Origin of the sequence: Mesorhizobium sp. C089B (assembly GCF_030323125.1) — a bacterium.
Taxonomy (GTDB): Bacteria; Pseudomonadota; Alphaproteobacteria; order Rhizobiales; family Rhizobiaceae; genus Mesorhizobium.
In genome coordinates this window covers 1,346,910-1,365,918 of sequence record NZ_CP100469.1, presented here as the reverse complement: position 1 = coordinate 1,365,918, position 19,009 = coordinate 1,346,910, and the positions used below count along the sequence as shown (strand labels likewise).

Annotated in this window: 19 protein-coding genes; 13 read left to right on the top strand and 6 right to left on the bottom strand. The window is 61.8% G+C overall.

Features of this window, described 5'->3' with window-relative positions; genetic code table 11:
• Positions 1-94: 94 nt before the first annotated feature.
• The gene (locus tag NLY44_RS06860) at positions 95-1,723 is read right to left on the bottom strand and encodes a DNA alkylation response protein (RefSeq protein ID WP_023700749.1); all 1,629 of its coding nucleotides are present in this window, start codon (positions 1,721-1,723) and stop codon (positions 95-97) included.
• Positions 1,724-1,920: 197 nt separating this feature from the next.
• On the opposite strand from NLY44_RS06860, the gene NLY44_RS06855 reads away from it, so the two are divergent.
• The 4 genes from NLY44_RS06855 to dprA are packed head-to-tail and all read left to right on the top strand — an operon-like array spanning position 1,921 to position 5,955.
• Positions 1,921-2,886, top strand: coding sequence for an aspartate carbamoyltransferase catalytic subunit (locus tag NLY44_RS06855; RefSeq protein WP_023806087.1), 966 nt, complete (start codon positions 1,921-1,923; stop codon positions 2,884-2,886).
• A complete protein-coding gene (locus tag NLY44_RS06850; RefSeq protein WP_023706213.1) occupies positions 2,883-4,169 on the top strand; it encodes a dihydroorotase in 1,287 nt (428 codons plus the stop codon). Before NLY44_RS06855 ends, NLY44_RS06850 begins: the two co-directional genes overlap by 4 nt.
• A gap of 56 nt (positions 4,170-4,225) precedes the next feature.
• A complete protein-coding gene (gene plsY / locus NLY44_RS06845; protein ID WP_023696534.1) occupies positions 4,226-4,831 on the top strand; it encodes a glycerol-3-phosphate 1-O-acyltransferase PlsY in 606 nt (201 codons plus the stop codon).
• A complete protein-coding gene (gene dprA / locus NLY44_RS06840) occupies positions 4,828-5,955 on the top strand; it encodes a DNA-processing protein DprA (protein ID WP_023822216.1) in 1,128 nt (375 codons plus the stop codon). The genes plsY and dprA overlap by 4 nt, the downstream gene beginning before the upstream one ends.
• A gap of 11 nt (positions 5,956-5,966) precedes the next feature.
• On the opposite strand, the gene NLY44_RS06835 is transcribed toward dprA, so the two are convergent.
• Complete coding sequence (locus NLY44_RS06835; protein WP_245263851.1) at positions 5,967-6,875, bottom strand: hypothetical protein; 909 nt, start codon at positions 6,873-6,875, stop codon at positions 5,967-5,969.
• A gap of 116 nt (positions 6,876-6,991) precedes the next feature.
• Between NLY44_RS06835 and NLY44_RS06830 the strand changes: the two genes are divergently transcribed.
• From NLY44_RS06830 to NLY44_RS06815, 4 genes are all read left to right on the top strand, one after another.
• Positions 6,992-7,936, top strand: a complete 945-nt coding sequence (locus NLY44_RS06830; RefSeq protein ID WP_286456858.1) for a glycosyltransferase — start codon at positions 6,992-6,994, stop codon at positions 7,934-7,936.
• On the top strand, positions 7,933-8,238 hold the full coding sequence (locus NLY44_RS06825) for a hypothetical protein (protein WP_286456857.1): 306 nt from the start codon (positions 7,933-7,935) through the stop codon (positions 8,236-8,238). Before NLY44_RS06830 ends, NLY44_RS06825 begins: the two co-directional genes overlap by 4 nt.
• Positions 8,235-8,954, top strand: a complete 720-nt coding sequence (locus NLY44_RS06820) for a Stf0 family sulfotransferase (RefSeq protein ID WP_084013045.1) — start codon at positions 8,235-8,237, stop codon at positions 8,952-8,954. The genes NLY44_RS06825 and NLY44_RS06820 overlap by 4 nt, the downstream gene beginning before the upstream one ends.
• Positions 8,955-9,089: 135 nt before the next feature.
• A complete protein-coding gene (locus NLY44_RS06815; RefSeq protein ID WP_286456855.1) occupies positions 9,090-9,947 on the top strand; it encodes a hypothetical protein in 858 nt (285 codons plus the stop codon).
• Between the two features lie 475 nt (positions 9,948-10,422).
• Here the strand turns inward: NLY44_RS06815 and NLY44_RS06810 are convergent, their stop codons facing one another.
• The 4 genes from NLY44_RS06810 to NLY44_RS06795 form a co-directional block, all read right to left on the bottom strand.
• Complete coding sequence (locus NLY44_RS06810) at positions 10,423-11,079, bottom strand: TVP38/TMEM64 family protein (RefSeq protein WP_023688606.1); 657 nt, start codon at positions 11,077-11,079, stop codon at positions 10,423-10,425.
• A gap of 17 nt (positions 11,080-11,096) precedes the next feature.
• Positions 11,097-11,879, bottom strand: coding sequence for a glycosyltransferase family 2 protein (locus NLY44_RS06805; protein ID WP_198020860.1), 783 nt, complete (start codon positions 11,877-11,879; stop codon positions 11,097-11,099).
• A gap of 238 nt (positions 11,880-12,117) precedes the next feature.
• Positions 12,118-12,360 carry a hypothetical protein gene (locus tag NLY44_RS06800; protein WP_023806084.1) on the bottom strand — a complete coding sequence of 81 codons (243 nt, stop codon included), beginning with the start codon at positions 12,358-12,360 and terminating at the stop codon, positions 12,118-12,120.
• Positions 12,361-12,535: 175 nt separating this feature from the next.
• The gene (locus NLY44_RS06795; protein WP_023806083.1) at positions 12,536-13,678 is read right to left on the bottom strand and encodes a hypothetical protein; all 1,143 of its coding nucleotides are present in this window, start codon (positions 13,676-13,678) and stop codon (positions 12,536-12,538) included.
• Between the two features lie 570 nt (positions 13,679-14,248).
• Between NLY44_RS06795 and NLY44_RS06790 the strand changes: the two genes are divergently transcribed.
• The 5 genes from NLY44_RS06790 (at position 14,249) to NLY44_RS06770 (ending at position 18,980) form a co-directional block, all read left to right on the top strand.
• Positions 14,249-15,133, top strand: a complete 885-nt coding sequence (locus NLY44_RS06790; RefSeq protein ID WP_023806081.1) for a dihydrodipicolinate synthase family protein — start codon at positions 14,249-14,251, stop codon at positions 15,131-15,133.
• Positions 15,134-15,156: 23 nt separating this feature from the next.
• On the top strand, positions 15,157-15,816 hold the full coding sequence (locus NLY44_RS06785) for a GntR family transcriptional regulator (RefSeq protein ID WP_023688610.1): 660 nt from the start codon (positions 15,157-15,159) through the stop codon (positions 15,814-15,816).
• 66 nt (positions 15,817-15,882) lie between these two features.
• Positions 15,883-17,220: an ABC transporter substrate-binding protein gene (locus NLY44_RS06780; protein ID WP_023806080.1), complete on the top strand. Its 1,338-nt coding sequence runs from the start codon at positions 15,883-15,885 to the stop codon at positions 17,218-17,220.
• Positions 17,220-18,158 carry a carbohydrate ABC transporter permease gene (locus NLY44_RS06775; RefSeq protein ID WP_023670984.1) on the top strand — a complete coding sequence of 313 codons (939 nt, stop codon included), beginning with the start codon at positions 17,220-17,222 and terminating at the stop codon, positions 18,156-18,158. Before NLY44_RS06780 ends, NLY44_RS06775 begins: the two co-directional genes overlap by 1 nt.
• Positions 18,159-18,980, top strand: coding sequence for a carbohydrate ABC transporter permease (locus NLY44_RS06770; protein ID WP_023700756.1), 822 nt, complete (start codon positions 18,159-18,161; stop codon positions 18,978-18,980).
• The last annotated feature ends 29 nt before the right edge of the window (positions 18,981-19,009 follow it).

Here is a 19,009-nt window from a genome sequence, read left to right as displayed (position 1 = left end):
GGGTCTGCGGCCTGCGGCTGCAACGGAAACCATTCGTTAAGGTTAACGGCTGTCCACAGGCAGGCAAATTCGTTCACGGACTGGCGGAAGGCCCTCAATTCACCGGCGGATAGAGCGTGTCGATGATCATGCGCGCATCGTGGCGCGAATCGAGCATGCCATAGGTGTTGCGCCACTGGCCGGCGAGCCGCGTCTCGACGAAGGCGTCCGCAATCCGCCCTGCCCCCAGCCGGCGCAATTCCGCAGCTGCCGCCGACAGCGCCAGCTGTTCGGTCAGCAGGCGGGCCGACCCCTCATCGGTGCCGGCGACCTGCATGGCCGCCTTGAGCACGCCAATGGTTCCGCGTCCGCCGGCGCCGAGATCGCGGTCGATGCCGGCCAGCACCTCCTCGAACAGGCCGGGCGCGCGGCCGAGCACGCGCAGCACGTCGAGCGCCATGACATTGCCTGAGCCCTCCCAGATCGCATTGACCGGGGCTTCGCGGTAGTAGCGGGCGAGCGGCGCTTCCTCGACATAGCCATTGCCGCCGAGGCACTCCATCGCCTCATAGAGCAGTGGCGGCGCGATCTTGCAGACCCAGTATTTGACCACCGGGGTCATGGCGCGGGCAAAAGCAGCCTCGCCGCGGTCGCCGGCAGCCTCGTCGAAGGAGCGCGCCAGTCGGAACGAGAGTGCCGTGGCGGCGGCGACATCGAGCGCCATGTCCGCCAGCACGCGCTGCATCAGCGGCTGTTCGATCAGCGTCGAGCCGGCCACCTGGCGGTGACGGGCGTGATGCACGGCCTCAGCCAGCCCCGCTCGCATGATTGCCGACGAGGCGACGGCGCAGTCGAGCCGGGTCAGCGTGACCATGTCCATGATCGTCTTGATGCCGGCGCCGGGCTCGCCGACCATCTCGCCGATGGCGTTGACGAACTCTACCTCCGATGAGGCGTTGGAGCGGTTGCCGAGCTTGTCCTTCAGCCGCTGAAAGCGGAAGCCGTTGCCGGAACCGTCGCCGAGGATGCGCGGGACGAGAAAACAGGAAAGCCCTTCCGGCGCCTGTCCAAGCACGAGAAAAGCGTCCGACATCGGCGCCGACATGAACCATTTGTGGCCGGTGAGGCGATAAAAGCCGCTGCCGGCGCGTTCGGCCCGTGTGGTGTTGGCGCGCACGTCGGTGCCGCCCTGCTTTTCGGTCATGCCCATGCCGAGCGTCAGCCCGGTCTTGTCGACCGGCGGCTTCTGACTCTGGTCGTATTTGCGCGTCGTCACGCGCGGCGCCCATTCGCGAAACAGCTTTGGGCTGGCCATCAGGGCGGCCAGCGAAGCGCTGGTCATGGTGATGGGGCAGAGATGCCCGGTCTCGAGTTCGGCGGTCAGGTAGAAACGCGCGGCGCGCACCTGATGGCGACGGCCGATCTCGCTATCGCCGTTTTCCCAGATCGAGGAATGCAGGCCGCCGGCAACCGAGCGGCGCATCAGCGCATGATAGGCCGGATGGAATTCGACGAGGTCGATGCGCCGGCCCTGACGGTCATGCGTGCGGAGCTTCGGCGTCTCGACATTGGCGAGGCGAGCCAGTTCCTGCGCCTCCTGCGTCAGGACGAACCGGCCAAGCCCGTCGAGGTCCTTGCGCACCGGATCGGAAAAACGCTCGGCAAGCTGGATCAGCAACGGATCGCCCCGCCAGGCGTTGCCGCCCGTCAGCGGCGGCGGCTGGTTGGTCACGTCGTCGGTCACGCCCAATCCTTCTGAAAGTAGAAGGGCCTTCTAACGCTAGAAAGGCACTTATCATCACGAGGCTTCGAATCCGAAGCAATCGGCTAGATATAGCCCAAGGCAGGCGGCGCGCGCGACGAAAATACCGGGGAGAAAGGCCGCAATGCCAAGCTGGCGCTTGCGGCAAGGAATTCTCCCCCCTATAGCAGCGCCTTGAGATGACCGACGCTTCGTCCCTGCCGCTTTATCCTCACCGCCATCTTCTGGGCATCCGCGATCTTTCCCCCGGTGATATCGAGCTTCTGCTCGACCGGGCTGACCGCGCCGTCGCCATTTCGCGGCAGTCCGAAAAGAAGACCTCGACGCTGCGCGGCCGCACCCAGATCAACCTCTTCTACGAAGCCTCGACGCGCACGCAGTCGTCGTTCGAACTGGCCGGGAAACGGCTCGGCGCCGACGTCATGAACATGTCGGTGGCGAGCTCTTCGGTGAAGAAGGGCGAGACGCTGATCGACACGGCGATGACGCTGAACGCCATGCGCCCCGACATCCTGATCATCCGCCACCAGTCTGCGGGCGCCGCCGCCCTTTTGGCGCAGAAGGTCGGCTGCTCGGTGGTCAATGCCGGCGACGGCGCGCATGAACACCCAACGCAGGCGCTGCTCGACGCGCTGACTATCCGCCGCGCCAAGGGGCCGCTGTCGAAACTGATCGTAGCGATCTGCGGCGACATCCTGCATTCTCGCGTGGCGCGTTCCAACATCATGCTGTTGAACGCGCTTGGTGCGCAGGTGCGTGTGGTGGCGCCGTCGACCCTGCTACCGTCCGGCATCGAGAAAATGGGCGTCATCGTCTCGCGCTCGATGGCAGAGGGCCTCAAGGGCGCGGACGTGGTGATGATGCTGCGCCTGCAGCGCGAGCGGATGGAAGGCGCCTTCGTGCCTTCGGTACGCGAATATTTCCGCTATTTCGGCCTCGATGCCGAAAAGCTGAAGGCCGCCAAGGACGGCGCGCTGGTGATGCATCCCGGTCCGATGAACCGCGGCGTCGAGATTGCGTCCGAAATCGCCGACGGTCCGCAAAGCGTCATCCAGGAACAGGTCGAGATGGGGGTGGCCGTGCGCATGGCGGTCATGGAAGCGCTGCTCGATCCCCGCCGCAATGCAGAGGGCCGCGGCGCATGAGCACGACGGTCTTTGAGCGCGCCCGCATCGTCGACCCGTCACGCGGCATCGACGAGGTCGGCACCGTCATCGTCGAAGGGAAAAAGATCGTTGCCGCCGGCAAGGCTGCCCTGAACCAGGGCCTGCCGGCGGGAGCCACCGTGGTCGACTGCGCCGGCAAGGCGATCATTCCCGGCCTGATCGACGCGCGCGTCTTCATCGGCGAACCGGGCGGCGAACATCGCGAGACCATCGCTTCGGCCAGCGTTGCGGCGGCGGCCGGCGGCGTCACCTCCGTCGTTATGATGCCCGACACCGACCCGGTGATCGACAATGTCGCGCTGGTCGAATTCGTGCTGCGCACCGCCCGGGACACGGCAAGCGTCAACATCTTTCCGGCGGCGGCGATCACCAAAGGCCTCGCCGGTCGCGAGATGACCGAATTCGGCCTGTTGCGCGAGGCCGGTGCGGTCGCCTTCACCGATGGGCGGCACACAATATCCAGCGCACTGGTGATGCGCCGGGCGCTGACCTATGCCCGCGATTTCGGCGGCGTCATCGCACATGAGACACAGGATGGCGACCTCGCTTCGGCGGGCGTGATGAATGAAGGCCTGTATGCCAGCTGGCTCGGCCTTGCCGGCATTCCGCGCGAGGCCGAGTCCATCCCGCTGGAGCGCGACCTGGCGCTGGCACGGCTGACGCGCGGCGCCTACCACGCGGCCAAGATCTCGACGGCGATGGCAGCGCAAGCGATGACGCGCGCGAAAGCCGACAAGGCCAATGTCACGGCGGGCGTGGCGATCCACAATCTGTCGCTGAACGAGAACGATGTCGGGGAATACCGCACCTTCTTCCGGCTGACGCCGCCTTTGCGCGCGGAGGAAGACCGGCTGGCCATGATCGAGGCGGTCAAGGACGGCACGATCGACATCATCGTCTCCTCGCACGACCCGCAGGATGTCGACACCAAGCGCCTTCCCTTCGCCGATGCAGCTGCCGGCGCGATCGGGTTGGAGACGCTGCTTGGAGCAGCGCTTCGGCTCTACCACAATGGCGACGTGCCGCTACTTCGGCTGGTCGAAACACTGTCCACCGCACCAGCAAGGCTGTTCGGCCTGCCGGGCGGCACGCTGAAGCCGGGAGCGCCGGCCGATCTTGCGCTGATCGACCTTGAAGAACCCTGGATCGTGAGTGAAAGCGGCATCCGCTCGCGCTCGAAAAACACCTGCTTCGAAGGTGCGCGGCTGCAAGGCATGGTCTTGCAAACGCTGGTGGCGGGCCGCACAGTGTTTTCGAGCTAGAGCGATCGCGCCACGTCGCAGACCGATATGTTGCTGGGGAAATGCGGGGGCAAACAATGAGTTATAACGTTATCCTGGCATTGCTGTTCGGCTATCTCCTCGGCTCGATTCCCTTCGGCCTCTTGATCACCCGCGCGGCCGGCCTCGGCGATGTGCGCAAAATCGGCTCCGGCAATATCGGCGCCACCAACGTTCTGCGCACCGGCAACAAGGGCCTCGCCGCCGCGACGCTGGTGCTCGACGCGTTGAAGGGTACGGCGGCGGTGATGATCGCGCGCCATTTTGGACACGACTACGGACTGTGGGCCGGCCTTGGACTCTGGGCGGGCCTTGGCGCCTTCCTTGGCCATCTGTTTCCGGTCTGGCTCGGTTTCAAGGGCGGCAAGGGCGTGGCGACCTATCTCGGCGTGCTGATCGCGCTCGGCTGGCATGTGGCGCTGATTTTTATCGTCGTCTGGCTGGCGATGGCTTTTCTGTTTCGCTATTCCTCGCTGGCAGCGCTGACGGCGGCGGTCATCGTGCCGATCGCGCTTTATTTCTGGAGCACACCTGAGACCGCCGGGCTGTTCCTGGTGATGAGCCTGATCGTCATCTTCAAACATCGCGCCAACATTTCGCGCCTTCTTGCCGGCACCGAAGGCAAGATCGGAGCCAAGGGTTGAGCAAGCCCGCCGCCGGGCCGCGCCTCAGCGACCGGCAGCGGCTGAGCTGGCTGCGGCTGATCCGCACACAAAATGTCGGCCCGGCCTCGTTTCGCGAATTGATCAACCGCTTTGGTTCGGCGGAGGCGGCGTTGGAGATGCTGCCCGAGCTGATGATTTCGGGCGGAGCCAAAAGGATCATGCGCATTCCTTCCGTGGAGGAAGCCGAAGCGGAACTCGACGCAGCCAGTGAAAACGGCGCCCGCTTCGTCGGCATCGGCGAGGCCGACTACCCGCCGATGCTGAAAAACATGGACAATCCGCCGCCACTGATTGCCGTGAAGGGCGAGGCAGCCGTCTTTCGCCTGCCGGCGGTGGCCATCGTCGGCGCCCGCAACGCGTCGCTCGCCGGCATCAAGATGGCGCGCATGCTGGCGGCGGATCTTGGCCGCGACGGCTACGTCATCGTTTCCGGCCTGGCGCGCGGCATCGACACGGCAGCACACCAGGGCAGTCTCTCGACTGGTACAGTGGGTGTGCTGGCCGGTGGGCTCGATGTCCCCTACCCGCCCGAAAATATCGGCTTGTGCGACGACATTGCCGAGCGTGGCGGCGCCGTTATTTCGGAAATGCCGTTCGGCTGGCAGCCGCGGGCGCAGGATTTTCCGCGCCGCAACCGGCTTGTCGCGGGCGCCGCCCTCGGACTGGTGGTGATCGAAGCTGCGCAACGCTCCGGCTCGCTGATCAGCGCGCGCCTGGCCGGCGAGATGGGCCGGCTGGTCTTTGCCGTACCGGGTTCGCCGCTCGATCCGCGCTGCGCCGGCTCCAACGGCCTGCTCAAGGACGGCGCCACCCTGGTCACCGAGGCGGCCGACGTTTCCGGTGCGATCGCACCATTGGCGGGCACGCGAACGCGAAGCATTGCGCCGCCAGAAAAGGCACCCGATTTTTCGGCAACTCCCCCGCCCGGTGAGGACGAACGCAGCGGCGTGATCGAGGTGCTGGGCCCAACGCCGGTGGGCGTGGACGAGATCATCCGCCACACCGGCCTCAACGCCGCGCAAGTCTCCATGGTGCTGCTGGAACTCGACCTTGCAGGCCGCATCGAGCGCCATGCCGGCGGCAATGTCTCACTGGTTTCGTGAAAGCCTGAGACTTAGTTTGCGGCCGCAAATACCGCAGCACTTTCAGACATGAGGCGCCGCGCGGCGGGTTGGACATTATCCCTGTATGTAATGCATTGGCGGTAGCGGCCATCGGCAACGCGCTGTTTACCAATGCGCTCCCACTCCGGTGTCCAGGAGGAATTCCAGTCAAAATCCTGGGACATCAGATTTTCCCTGTCGAAGCATTGCGGATCCCTCTCGAGTATCCGACGCGCTTCATCGGCGAGGGGACTATAATTTTCAACAGCCGCTATCTTCCGCGCCCGTGCGGCCGGGGAAAGCTGAATTGCCGATTCGACACGTCCCGCCACATTTGGAACCGCAGCGGAACAAAGCTGTTTGCCGACCTGTGCCGTCTTTCGCAGTCCTCGGCAGAGGGCCTGGCCAAACGCAAAGGCAAGATCATGTATGGGATTATAGCCGTCGACCGCATCCGATACGATCTGGACATTCTTTGCGGTCGTTAGATCGGCGCGCACTCTCGAAAACACGTCGATCAGGAAATCATGGTTCCCGGCCAGCAGCGCTTCGTACCAGGCGCCATCCGGAATTTCCCCAAACACCGCGCCGCGTGTCGCGCCCGCAGCTTCGACCAGATCGCGCGAATAGCGGGTTCGCGATGTTTCCTTGCCGCCTGATCCGTCGGTCAGAAGATAGACCCTTGGTTTGGCGATCTCGAGCCAATGGTGGATCCTGAGTTCGTGCCCGGGGTGAGCGAGAATCAGCACGTTTTCCAGTTTTTCTCCTGACTTTTCAGGCAACAATGGCTCCAATCCAGTTTCTGGTCCGATCGAGCCGAATGGCCTGGGGACAAATTCAGGCGCAAACCTTGGCCGCGACAATGCTGACGAAGCTTGTTTGGTCAGCGGCTTCAACTTAAGACGCTGCCAGAAACTCATGCGCCTTTCTCTCTCATATCAGATGTAGTGCGCAAGCAAGGAATCGCCCGTTGCGAATTCTTATCACCAATCTCTCCCTGTCGCGAAACAGCGGATCGGAAGCGGTCGTCGAACTGTTGGCCGACGGGCTTCGCGACGCCGGCCATCAGACCATGCTGCTGGCTCCCACTCTGGGCGACATGGCCGATAGAATGCGTCGGCGCGGGCATCATGTCGTCGATCGGATTGCCGAGATCGTCGAAAGGCCCGATGTCATTCACGCCCAGCATCTGACGCCCTGCCTGACTGCGCTCGCCAGGTTTCCCGACGTGCCAGCGGTATTTTCCTGTCACAGCGCCTTCTTTGAAGTCGAAGCGCCGATGCTGCATCCCCAGATACGCCATTGGATTGCGGTCGACGAGGCGTGCCGAGCCAAATGCCTGTCGAGGGGCATACCGGCCGACCAGATGAGCCTTGTCTACAACGCGGTCGATCTCAATCGCTTCAAACAGCGCCCACCGCTCCCCGCCAGACCCGCGCGAGGCCTGCTGCTGACCAAGAATTTCGAGCACCAGGCGGCGGTTCGTGAGGCCTGTGCGAGAAGTGGCATCCAGCTGGATGAGCTAGGTCCAGCCACCGGGCGGTTTTCGCAGCAGCTGGAACAGGATCTGCTTGGTTACGACATCGTGTTCGCAACCGCCCGGATGGCCATCGAGGCAGCTGCGGTCGGCTGTTCCGTCGTGGTTTGCGACGCGCGCGGTTTCGCGGGATTGCTCAGCAGCGCAAACATGGAGGCATGGCGTCGCTTCAATCTGGGCGTTGGGCTTTTGACCAAGCCGACCACGGTCGAAAATCTTCTGGGCGCGATATCCGGTTTCGGTGCGAACGATGCCGCGGCGGTGTCCACCTATTTTCGGAAGGCGGCCGGCGATGCGTATTTATCGAGGAACATCTGCGCATCTATGATCAGGTGCTGCGATCCGACAGGGGGCTGGATCCCGATGAGCGCGCGCTTGCGACCGCCGTGTGGATCGAAGAGATCGGGGTCTCGCATCCACGCCGAAGATGGTTTCATATCGTGAAAGAATTGCACGGCTGGCCGGATGCGCCCGAATTGGCGACGCTTCTGGCGCAGTCCCACGCGAACTCGCGAGTTTTGGAGAAGCTTGGCGAACAGAACGCCAGAACCCAGCAGCTTGTTCTGGACGAGGCTGTCTCGCGAGCCGCCGCGCTGGGCGACAACCCGGCTGTGCTGAGCCGGGTGGAGGAACAGCTTTCGAACCTTTCAAATTTTGTGGACGAGATAAAGCGGCTGTACAACGGTATGATCCCCCTGTTCATCAGAAAGCTTCTCCTTCGGGCGCGTAAAGGGGCCGGACATTGACAGGGCTCGACGGCTTGGACCGCGATAAATTGAGTGGCTACAGCATCTGCACCTCGCCACGATCCGGCAGCAATTTCTTGTGCCAGCATCTGAGCGGCACGGGCCTGCTCGGACATCCGCTGGAATATTTCAATTGGGGCGGGCGGCGCTATTTCGATGACCCGGACTACCCCAAGGATATCGCCGGCCAGGTCTGGAAGATCCTTACCATGGGCGCCACTGCCAACGGCATCTACGGCTTGAAGTTATTTGCCCACCAGCACGACTGGATTTCGGGCGAGGTGAACTGGGTCGATGCCCTTCCCAATCTTCGCTTCGTTCTGCTCACCAGACGCGACTTGCTTGGCCAAGCGATTTCCTGGGCACGCGCGCTGCAGACAGGACAATACCGATCGAGCCAACCGATGGCCCAGAAGCCGGTCTTCGACGCTGGACTGATCCAGAGCCAGCTCAACGCCCTTGCTCGTGAACGAGCCCGCTGGGAGATGTTCTTTGCGCGCACCGGTATCGAGCCCTTGCGGTTCGAATACGAGACAATGATCGAGGACCCTCGCCACGCCGTCAGTCAGGTCGCCGAGCTGATGGGCCTGAAGCCGCCCTCCAGGCTGGACCCCGGCAACGTGACCGTTGAGCTGCAAAGGGATGCATCAAACCTCGAATGGGCAGACCGCTTCCGGGCAGAGCGCGGCGACCCGAACATCCTGGACTTGATCTAGCTCCGCAGAATTCGTCTTCGGGCTGTCTGGAGTGCTGCTGAGCAGGTAGCAAAAGTAGCCATTTACTCTTCGCCATCCCGTCTGTATCACCGCCCCAGACCGCGTGGGGCGCCACGCCATCCAGCCGGGGGGCAGATGTCGACACCGTTCAATGCATTTACTTTGGTTGAGTTTCTCGCCTTTGCAGGGTTGAGCTTCCTTTATGTCCGGGCAGACGATTCGTTATCCCCCAGGGGCAAGACCGAGTGTACCATCGTCGCAGGGATACTGTTTGCGATCCTGGTCGCGGCAAGAGCCCCGGCGTTGCTTACCTTCTACAGGGTTTGGGCTGAAATTGGCCCTCTGTACTTCGGCTATGCCTATGCGAACGGTCCGTTAGCCGCTCTGTTCAACCCGGCAAGCAATTACTACGATCTAGCGGCAAACCTATCTTCAGCCGTTGCGGTGTCGGCCGGACTTCAGTGGTGGCCGGTCGTTGACACCGGCTCCGGTCTTCTGGTGGCTTTGCTGTTTCCATTTGTTGTCGCCGGCACAACGCAATCGATATCGTGGCGAACCGGAATCCTGTTGGCGGTTGCGACCGCGCTCTATTGCGTCACCGCATCGGAAACATTCGGAACGGCACTGCACATCAAAGGCTGGGGACCTGTTTATGCCGCGCTTGTTTTTGGGTCGTTGGCGTTCAAACAGCCGCTCAATCGCGTTCATATCGGTCTTCTTCTAGTGCTGCCGTTCACAGGAACCCCCGCAGCTTTCGCGCTTATCATATGGCGGCTGCCGGCTTTGTGCTACGGCAGCCTTATCTTGTCCGACCTCTGGTTTGGTCTATTCCTGGATTGGCGACGCAGATCGGCTGCGCACTGTTGCCGGCAACGAATACCGGCTTGGCCGTACGGCCGTTCACGTTCCTCGGTTTTGCAAGCTTGCCAGACCTGTTCCTGCTCAAGGTGGGTGGTGCGATCCTTTGGCCGGCCTTGTTTTTCAGCAACTTGACACCGGGTACGCTTGAACTGATAGCAGCTGCCATCGTGTTCCTTGGCGTGCTTGGAGCTGCAGTTTTCCTCGCCCGCCGCCAGCCCATCCTGCTGCTCGTCCCGATCGTTGCGCTGCAATTTTCGGCTACTGCGATTCTCGCCGTCGGAGGTGCCGAGTCACTGCTCCAATCAGGATCTGGCTTCAGGTATTACTTCGCGCCAGTCGCAACACTTCTGATCGTTCTGGCGATTTGGGCGTCTTCGTGGAGGTTGGTTACAAGGGTCGCGGCGGTTGCTATTTGCCTATGCGCGGTCCTCGCAAATCGAGACTACAACGCCATGGTCGACGGCTTGTTCTTCACACCGTCCCACACCAGTTGGTCCTCGCAGGCAACGACCCATCTCACGTCACCGTCGCAAACGCTTGTAAATTACCCCGGAGCAGGCGGAGTACAGCTACCGGACTGTGGAGAATACCACTGCTAACAAGCACATCAGGTTGTTTCGGAATTGTGATGGTACATGACGAACCTGCCGACCAACGTCGCGCCTGCAATAACACCTCCAGCCAGCATCAGCAAAAAAACCTGGTGAAACTCAGGCGATTCGAGAGACGCCGCATTGCCGAGCAATGAACCGACATAGACATAACCAAAAAGGGCGGGAAGCGACGCTGCGGTTCCTATCACGTAGTCGGCGAGGCGAATTCCACTCGCGCCCAGCGCAATGCTTGTGGCGGCAAAGGGAACGACCGGTGACAGGCGGATCAGAAAAACCGATCGCCAGCCGTCAGCGGCAAGGAACTGTTTGACCTTGTCGAGGCCGCCAACAATTTTCGTGTTGGTAAAAGGAACGTTTTGGAGACCCTTTCGGCCTACGTAGTAGCCGACGATGCCGCCGGCCAAAGTCCCGACGAGCGCCATTGCCGATCCACCGGCGAATCCGTAAACCGCTCCGCCTGCGATCCCGAGCAGGGACGCCGGCAATATGCCGGTGGCGGCCACTAGAAACTGCATCACGACCAGCGCAACGAAACCGAACAGCCCTGTCTGCTGAACGCTCGCTTTGGCGATCCGCAAGATATCGTCGAGATAGCCGGACAGCGCCGCGGGGACGAGAACCATCGCAAGGCCCGCCACACCGAGGGCCATTCGTGTCCGACGCCTCATCAGATATTGCTCCCGACGAATAACGGATCTTGTCGAATGCCCAGTTTGCTGAGGCGAAACTTCGCCGCGGTTTTCAAGACACCCAGGCCATAGACGACGCTACGCCGAAAGTTGATCGACGACGCCTCCGGGAAGTATCTCGTCGGACAGGACATCTCGCCACCACGCAGGCCGAGATAGACGGCCTGGCAGACCATCTCATTGTCGAACACAAAGTCGTCCGAGCACCGGTGATAAGGAATCTCGGTCAACGCTTTCCGGCTCCAGCACCGAAAGCCAGTGTGAAACTCCGACATTTTCTGACCGATCAGAATGTTTTGAACCAGGGTCAGAAAGCGATTGGCGATATATTTATAGACCGGCATGCCGCCGCGCAGGGCACCCTTGCCCAAGATGCGCGAACCAAAGACGTAATCATACTCGCCAGAGGCGACCATCGAGGCAATGGCCGGCACCAACCTGGGCGAATATTGATAATCGGGATGAAGCATTACGACGATATCGGCATCGCGCTGCAGCGCCGCATCGTAACAAGTCTTCTGATTGCCACCGTAGCCCTTGTTGATCGAATGCTCGATTGTGTGAATGCCGAGCTGTCGCGAAATGCCGACAGTATCGTCCTTCGAGAGATCGTCCGTGAGAATAACGTCGTCGATCAATTGCATCGGCAAGGCGAAGTAGGTCTTCTCCAGTGTAGCCGACGCATTATAGGCGGGCATGATCACCGCCACACGCAATCCATCAATCATTTCTACGCCAGCGCCCCGATGTTGCGTTTCCATTGCCGGAAAACATCCTATAGCGCAAGCCGGCCTAGCATTTCCCGGACCACGTGCGGCAAAAACGCCACGCAATGTTTTCGCCCGCACCAAAAACGCCGGAACGAGAGACCGTGGTGGTCGAGGTCCCGGTTTTATGTCGAGCCGCCAATCCAGTCGACGGCAGAACTCGCGCGCCTGCTGGCAAAGCGGGTCCGGCGCAAGGCGCTTTCCCTGGTCGGGTTGTCCTAAAGTTAGCCGATCAAGCAAACTGGGGCCGTCGGTTGCCGGGCAACGACGGCGCGCAGTCAGATCCATTCCAGATTGATGTTTCGGATGTTTCCTGGGCGATGCGCTGGCGAATGCGCTCCACCCGACGCGCTATGTCTGGCGACACCCGGTCGTGCGTTTCAACCAGAATGGCGCCGATAGCATCTTGCAGCCCAGCTTCGAGGATGGCTTCCAGGCATTCGGCTTCGCTGCCCTCAATGTCCATCTTCATCATCGATGGCATGCCGGCGGCGCCAACGCCGGTACAGATGCCACCGCAGGGTATTTTCCAGGCGGCTCTCGGAAAAGCACTCCGCCATTCCAGGGCTCTCCGTTGCACTGACGATCACGCTCGCAATGGCATACTCTCGACAGCTGACGAAAACCGGGCTCGACGGTCTGCGCATCAGTCAGCGGAACAGATACTTCGATACCTCCGGATTGCCACGGCGCCACATCACATTGTCCAGAAAATAATGGTGCACATTGATGAAGATGAGCACGATGAAGAAGAACAGCGATGACCCCAGCACTTGCCTGTCATACGGGATCAAGGCCGTCAGCGCGGATGGGATCAGCCAGAAGCCGAGATAGCCAAGGGCGGTGCCGCCGACGATAAAGCCGAAGAGCCGAAACCTGTAGAGGGGGCCGAGAAAGGACAGGATTTTCGGCTGCGGATCGCCTTCGGCATCGGAACTGTCTCGCTCGACGTTCGTCTGGTAGCGCCAGACCACGGCGAGATACTGCAGCGAGTGGAGCGCGGGCACGATCAGCAGCCAGAGCGGGTTTACGCGCGCAATCAGGATCCAGAGATAGAGCGACGCGACATAGGCCACCAAACCGTTATAGGGCAGGCCGCCGCTGTTCTTTCGCCAGCGATTGGCCAACATCAAAAGCGTGGCCGCCGTCGACGCAACGGCCGCCAGCATGCCGATGTCGGTAATCCAGGAAGGGGCCGCGAATGTGTAATAGTCCAGGCCATAATATTTGCCCTGGGTGACCGCCGTATTCGTCTGCAGCCATGCCAGGATCCACACGGCATAGGAGTTGACCAGCAGCACCTTCTTGTCGCGGTCGTTGAAGAATTTGCGCTTCAGCACCGCATCCACCATCAGCATGCCGTAGCCCTGCTTGACGTAGTGCCAACCGACAAAAAAGAACATGGCGTTGGTGGCATAGCCGAGCAGGCGCGTGTTCGCCGCCGCCGCGCCATAGGCGAAGAACCCGGCCATGGCGAGGGGCACGACAATGCCCGCGAAGATGTAGCGAAGCTGCAGGCTCCTGTCGTAGCCGTCGCCCGTCACCTTGCGCCCGAAATTGCGGTAGAAAAGCTGGTAGGAGTGGGCGAAGTGGGGATAGTTCACGAGATAGGCAACGATCACCATCGTTGCGGCCACCGGACCCTCATATTCGAGCGGAACGAGAAACAGCACCGGCAGGATGAGAAACGCGCTGCCGCCCAGCATGAGGAAATCGGCGACCGGGCCGAAGAGGTACTTTTGAGGCGCCGCCGCCTTAGGAGCGACAGCATCCGCCGAAAGCTGAAGTGTCATGTCAGAACCTCCCCTGGGAAAGGCTGAGTTTAGCCATCGACTGGGATGGGGACAAGGTTGCGCCGTCGATTGGCAACCAACTTAGCCAAGCCCCATCTCCAACCTCAGATGGGCTGCGTTTGTCACGATCCCTCCCAACAACATGAACACGGGAACTGCAATTCCCACCGCTCCTAGCTCCTGTGCAACAAGCGCAGAACCGAAAAAGGCAGCCAAGCCAACAAAGAGGGAAATCGGTATAAAAAGAGCCGCCCTCGTTAGGCCTTTGCGGTAAATGACATACGCCGAAGGGCCTAGCCATAAAAGCATCAGCGCTAAGATCCCGATCACGTCGTTGCCCCTAATTGCATCGCGCCAGATGCTTTTGATGAGATCAGCCCGCCGCTACCTCGTCAAGCGCAGGGCCGCGCGCTGGATAGAGTTGACCACCTTCGCATCGGTGCCGAAAACGGTCCGCACATCCCATTCCTCCGTCATACCCCTCCTCTGATCGTAAAAAAACCGGCACGATTTGCTACTAACATGTTAGTGTGCTAGCACGGCATACACACCTACTTCGGAGACCTTCCGGTGACATCACGCTTTGGCCTTTCGGCCGCTCTCGCCACGCCTTTCGATGCCCGCGGGCAGATCGCCACCGATCCCATGATCGCTCAGGCCAAAAGTTGCCTGGCGCAGGGTTGCGGCAGCGTGACGCTTTTCGGCACCACAGGGGAAGGCGCGTCGGTGGGCACGACGGAGCGGCGGTCGGTGACCGAAGCCATGCTGGCTGCTGGAATCTTGCCGCATCAACTCGTTGCCGGCGTGCTGGTCGACGCCGCCGAAGACGCCGCCGAACAGGCACAGCATGCCTTGCAGCGAGGCGCCCGAAACATTCTGCTGGCCCCGCCGAGCTACTTCAAGAATGTCGGCGAGGAGGGCCTTTTCGGCTGGTTCTCCGCCGTCTTTGCCGCGCTTGGCCCCCTCGCCCGTGACGTGCTGCTCTACAACATCCCTTCGGTTACCATGGTGCAGCTTTCGCTTGGCCTGATCGGCCGATTGCGCACTGCTTTTCCCGACGTGGTCGCCGGGGTGAAGGATTCCGGTGGAAACTGGAGCTACAGCGAGGCGCTGCTTGCCGCCTATGGCGATCTGGTGATCCTGATCGGCGATGAAAGGCATCTGGCGCGTGCGGTGCGACTGGGTGCTCAAGGCGCAATCTCGGGCATGGCCAATTTCGTCCCGGGCGAAATCCGCGCCATGGCCGAGGACGGGCGCGACGATCCTCGCGTCGAAAGTTTTGTGCTCGAATTGCTGAAATATCCGGTCACCCCCGCGGTAAAGGTCATGGTGGCGCGCAAGACCGGCGACGAGCGCTGGCTGGCGGTCCGTCCGCCGCTGGAGCCGATTGCGTTGCAAGGGCAGCAGCAGCTTGCCGCAGCCTATGACAGCCTGTTTGCCAGGGAACCGGCCTGACCGGCAAAGGGAAGCGCGCCGAAATGGAAGACGGCAACGAACCGACCACCCTCAGGGAGAAGGCCTATGCCAGCTTCACGCGGCATTTGCTGGCGCGCGACTTCAAGCCGGGCCAGTTCGTGTCGCAACGTGAGCTGGTTGCCTTCACCGGACTGCCGCTCGGCGCCATTCGCGAGATCGTGCCGCGTCTCGAGGCGGAAGGACTGCTGACGACCATCCCGCAGCGCGGCATGCAGATCGCCCATATAGACATCAGCCTGATCCGCGAGGCCTTTCAGTTCCGCCTGTTCATGGAGCGTGAAGCGGTGGCGCTGTTTACGGTAAGCGCCTCCGATGCCGAGCTTGCCCGCTTGCGGCGCGAGCATGAGGACATGCTTGCCCAGGCGCTGGCGCAAACCCCGACGCCGGAGATGGAGGCCAAGGCGCAGACCATCGACTGGGCCATGCACGACACGTTCATCGATGCGCTGGGCAACGAGATCATCGCCAAGGCCTATCTGGTGAATTCGGTGAAGATCCGCCTGATCCACCAGGAGCGGTTCCGTATCGACGGGCGCGTCGTGCCGGTCATGCGCGAGCACCTGGCGGTGATTGATGCGATGCAGAGCCGCGATCCTGGGAAGGCGGTCGAGGCCATCAGCCAGCATATCGAAAAGGCGCGCCGGCTGGCGCTGCAAATCTGAGGAAGCATGAGCCGCGCCGCGGTCGCTGCGGCGCAATCGACAACGACAACAACCGGGAGGAAGAAAATGTCGTCCAATCTGTTCAACCCAACCAGGAGGCAACTCCTCCAGGGAACCGCCGCCCTTGCCGCCGCCGGCTTTGCCGGTGTTCGCCCAAGCTTTGCCGCCGGCGTCGACTGGAAGCGCTTTGCGGGAACGACGCTTGACGTCAATCTGGTGAAAAGCCCGCGCAGCGACACGCTGATAAAATACATCGCCGAGTTCGAGGAACTGACCGGGATCAAGGTCAATGCCGAAGCGACGCCGGAACAGCAGCAGCGCCAGAAGACGGTGATCGAACTGAGCTCCGGCAAACCGAGCTTCGACGTCGTGCATCTGAGCTACCACGTGCAGAAGCGCCAGTTCGAAAAGGGCGACTGGCTGGCCGACATATCAGGCTATCTCGCCGACCCGACCCTGACCGATCCTGCGCTGGTGGAAACCGATTTCGCCGATGCCGGCATGCTGTTTGCCAAGGACGGCCAGGGCGTGCTGCGCTCGCTGCCGTTCTCGGTGGATTACTGGATCGTCTACTGGAACAAGGAATTGTTCGAGGCCAAGGGCCTCAAATACCCCGAGACGTTCGAGCAGCTGGTGGCCGCCGCCGAAACGCTGACCGATCCGTCGACCAACACCTACGGCTTTGTCGCCCGCGGCCTGAAAAACGCCAACACGCCGGTGTGGACGTCGCTGATGCTCGGCTACGACATGACGCCGCTCGATGACAAGGGCAAGCTGCGCACGACCTCGCCCGAGGCGGTCGAGGCCGCCAGCCTCTACCAGCGGCTGATGACCAAGTCGGCGCCTCCAGGCGTCACCGGATTCAACTGGGCCGAAGCCCAGTCCGCCTTCCTGCAAGGCAAGATCGGCATGTGGTTCGATGGCGTCGGCTTTGCCCCGCCGATGGAAAACCCGGAAAAGTCACGAGTGGTCGGCAAGGTCGGCTACGGCGTCATGCCCAAGGGGCCCAAGGCGCATGCCGCCGGCACCTTTGGCGACGGCCTCGGCGTGACGGCCGCCAGCGAGAAGAAGGAGGCCGCCTACCTCTTCTGCCAGTGGGCGATTTCGCCCGCCATGGGCGCGCGCCTGCTGCAGGCGGGTGCCGGCGTGCCGTTCCGCAAGTCGGTGCTGGAAGATCCCAAGGTGCGCGAAGGCGTCACCATGCCGGCGAGCTGGCTCGATGCCGTGGTCGGCTCGGGCAATGTCAGCCGGCTGTCGCTGCCGGTCATCATTCCGGTCACCGAGTTCCGCGACATCTATGGCGTGGCGCTGACCAATCTGATCGCCGGCGCCGATCCGGCAGAGGAACTGAAGAAGGCCACCGAGCAGTTCCAGCCGGTGCTCGACCGGAGCGAGCAAGGCTGATGTCCGCCATCACCCCAGAACGCACCGGGGTGACGACGCAAGCCATCGAAGGGGGCCAGACCATCCGTCTGGCTCCCAACTACTGGCCTTTCGTCGTCCCGGCGCTCGTCGTCGTCGGCGCCGTGATCGTCTTTCCCTGGGCCTTCACACTGTGGATGAGCGTCAACCGCTGGACCCTCGGCCAGGCGCGAAGCTTTGCCGGGATGGAAAACTATCTGCGGCTGGCAGTCGACCAACGCTTCTGGGAATCGCTTTTCCATACGCTGACCTACACGGCGCTTTCGGTCGCGGCGCCGATGTTCCTTGGCACTGTCGCGGCGCTGATCTTCGACGCCAAATTTCCGCTGCGCGGCCTGTTGCGCGGCGTCTTCGTCATGCCGATGATGGCAACGCCAGTCGCCGTGGCGCTGGTCTGGACGATGATGTTCCATCCCCAGCTCGGCGTGCTCAACTATCTGTTGTCGCTGGTCGGCATCCCGGCGCAGGAATGGATCTTTAATGCCAGGACGGTCATCCCGTCCCTGGTTGCGGTCGAGACCTGGCAGTGGACGCCGCTGGTGATGCTGATCGTGCTGGGCGGCTTGGCCTCCGTGCCGCGCGAGCCCTTCGAGAGCGCCGAGATCGATGGCGCCAACGCCTGGCAGCAATTCCGCTATCTCACCTTGCCGATGATCGCGCCGTTCCTGATGATCGCGATGATCATCCGCACTATCGATGCGCTGAAAAGTTTTGACATTATCTATGCCATGACCCAGGGCGGACCGGGCACGGCCTCGGAAACCATTAACATCTATCTCTACAACACCGCCTTCTCCTACTACGACATCGGCTATGGCTCGGCCATGGCCGTGGTGTTCTTCATCGTCATCGTCGCGCTGTCCTTCATCCTGCTGATGCTGCGCCAGCGCTCCCAATGGATCGGGGTGGAGGGCAAATAGATGAGTTCACGGCTGCTCAACCGGATCGGGCTGTTTTTCGCGGCTCTGGTCTTCGTCTCGCCGGCGATCCTGTTCTTCCTCTGGATGATCTCGCTGTCGTTGAAGTTCGAGATCGACAACGGTGCCTACCCGCCGATCCTGATCCCGGAACATCTCGCCTGGTCGAACTATGTGAAGGTATTCGAGGAGAACAATTTCCTGCTCTATTTCTGGAATTCGGTTCTGGTGACGGGCACGGCAACGTTGCTGGCGCTGCTGATCGGCGTGCCGGCGGGCTATGGCATCGCGCGGCTCAAGGCCGAACGCTCGGCGGTGGTCATCATGATCGCCCGCATGACGCCGGGGCTTTCGTATCTCATTCCGCTGTTCCTGCTGTTCCAGTGGGTCGGCATTCTCGGCACGCTGTGGCCGCAGATCATTATCCATCTGGTGGTGACGGTGCCGATCGTGGTCTGGGTGATGATCGGCTATTTCGAGACCACGCCGATGGAGCTGGAAGAAGCGGCCAACATCGATGGCGCCAGTTCCTGGCAGGTGTTCCGGCTGGTCGCCTTGCCCATCGCCAAGCCGGGCATTGTCGTCGCCTTCATCCTGTCGATCATCTTCTCATGGAACAATTTCGTCTTCGGCATTGTGCTCGCCAGCCGCGAGACTCGCACGCTGCCGGTCGCCGTCTACAACATGCTTTCCTACGAGCAGGTGAGCTGGGGTCCGCTCGCCGCTGCGGCACTTGTGGTGACGCTGCCGGTGCTGGTGCTGACCCTGTTCGCGCAAAGGCAGATCGTCGCGGGGCTGACCGCAGGCGCCGTCAAGGGCGGCTGAGGCACGGCCCCGACATCACGCATTTCCGG

Coding starts and splice junctions, on each gene's coding strand:
- NLY44_RS06855 (WP_023806087.1), top strand. CDS start 1,921: ATGACCGACGCTTCGTCCCTGCCGCTTTATCCTCACCGCCATCTTCTG.
- NLY44_RS06850 (WP_023706213.1), top strand. CDS start 2,883: ATGAGCACGACGGTCTTTGAGCGCGCCCGCATCGTCGACCCGTCACGC.
- plsY (WP_023696534.1), top strand. CDS start 4,226: ATGAGTTATAACGTTATCCTGGCATTGCTGTTCGGCTATCTCCTCGGC.
- NLY44_RS06835 (WP_245263851.1), bottom strand. CDS start 6,875: ATGAGTTTCTGGCAGCGTCTTAAGTTGAAGCCGCTGACCAAACAAGCT.
- NLY44_RS06815 (WP_286456855.1), top strand. CDS start 9,090: ATGTCGACACCGTTCAATGCATTTACTTTGGTTGAGTTTCTCGCCTTT.
- NLY44_RS06810 (WP_023688606.1), bottom strand. CDS start 11,079: ATGGCCCTCGGTGTGGCGGGCCTTGCGATGGTTCTCGTCCCCGCGGCG.
- NLY44_RS06805 (WP_198020860.1), bottom strand. CDS start 11,879: ATGGAAACGCAACATCGGGGCGCTGGCGTAGAAATGATTGATGGATTG.
- NLY44_RS06800 (WP_023806084.1), bottom strand. CDS start 12,360: ATGATGAAGATGGACATTGAGGGCAGCGAAGCCGAATGCCTGGAAGCC.
- NLY44_RS06795 (WP_023806083.1), bottom strand. CDS start 13,678: ATGACACTTCAGCTTTCGGCGGATGCTGTCGCTCCTAAGGCGGCGGCG.
- NLY44_RS06785 (WP_023688610.1), top strand. CDS start 15,157: ATGGAAGACGGCAACGAACCGACCACCCTCAGGGAGAAGGCCTATGCC.
- NLY44_RS06780 (WP_023806080.1), top strand. CDS start 15,883: ATGTCGTCCAATCTGTTCAACCCAACCAGGAGGCAACTCCTCCAGGGA.
- NLY44_RS06775 (WP_023670984.1), top strand. CDS start 17,220: ATGTCCGCCATCACCCCAGAACGCACCGGGGTGACGACGCAAGCCATC.
- NLY44_RS06770 (WP_023700756.1), top strand. CDS start 18,159: ATGAGTTCACGGCTGCTCAACCGGATCGGGCTGTTTTTCGCGGCTCTG.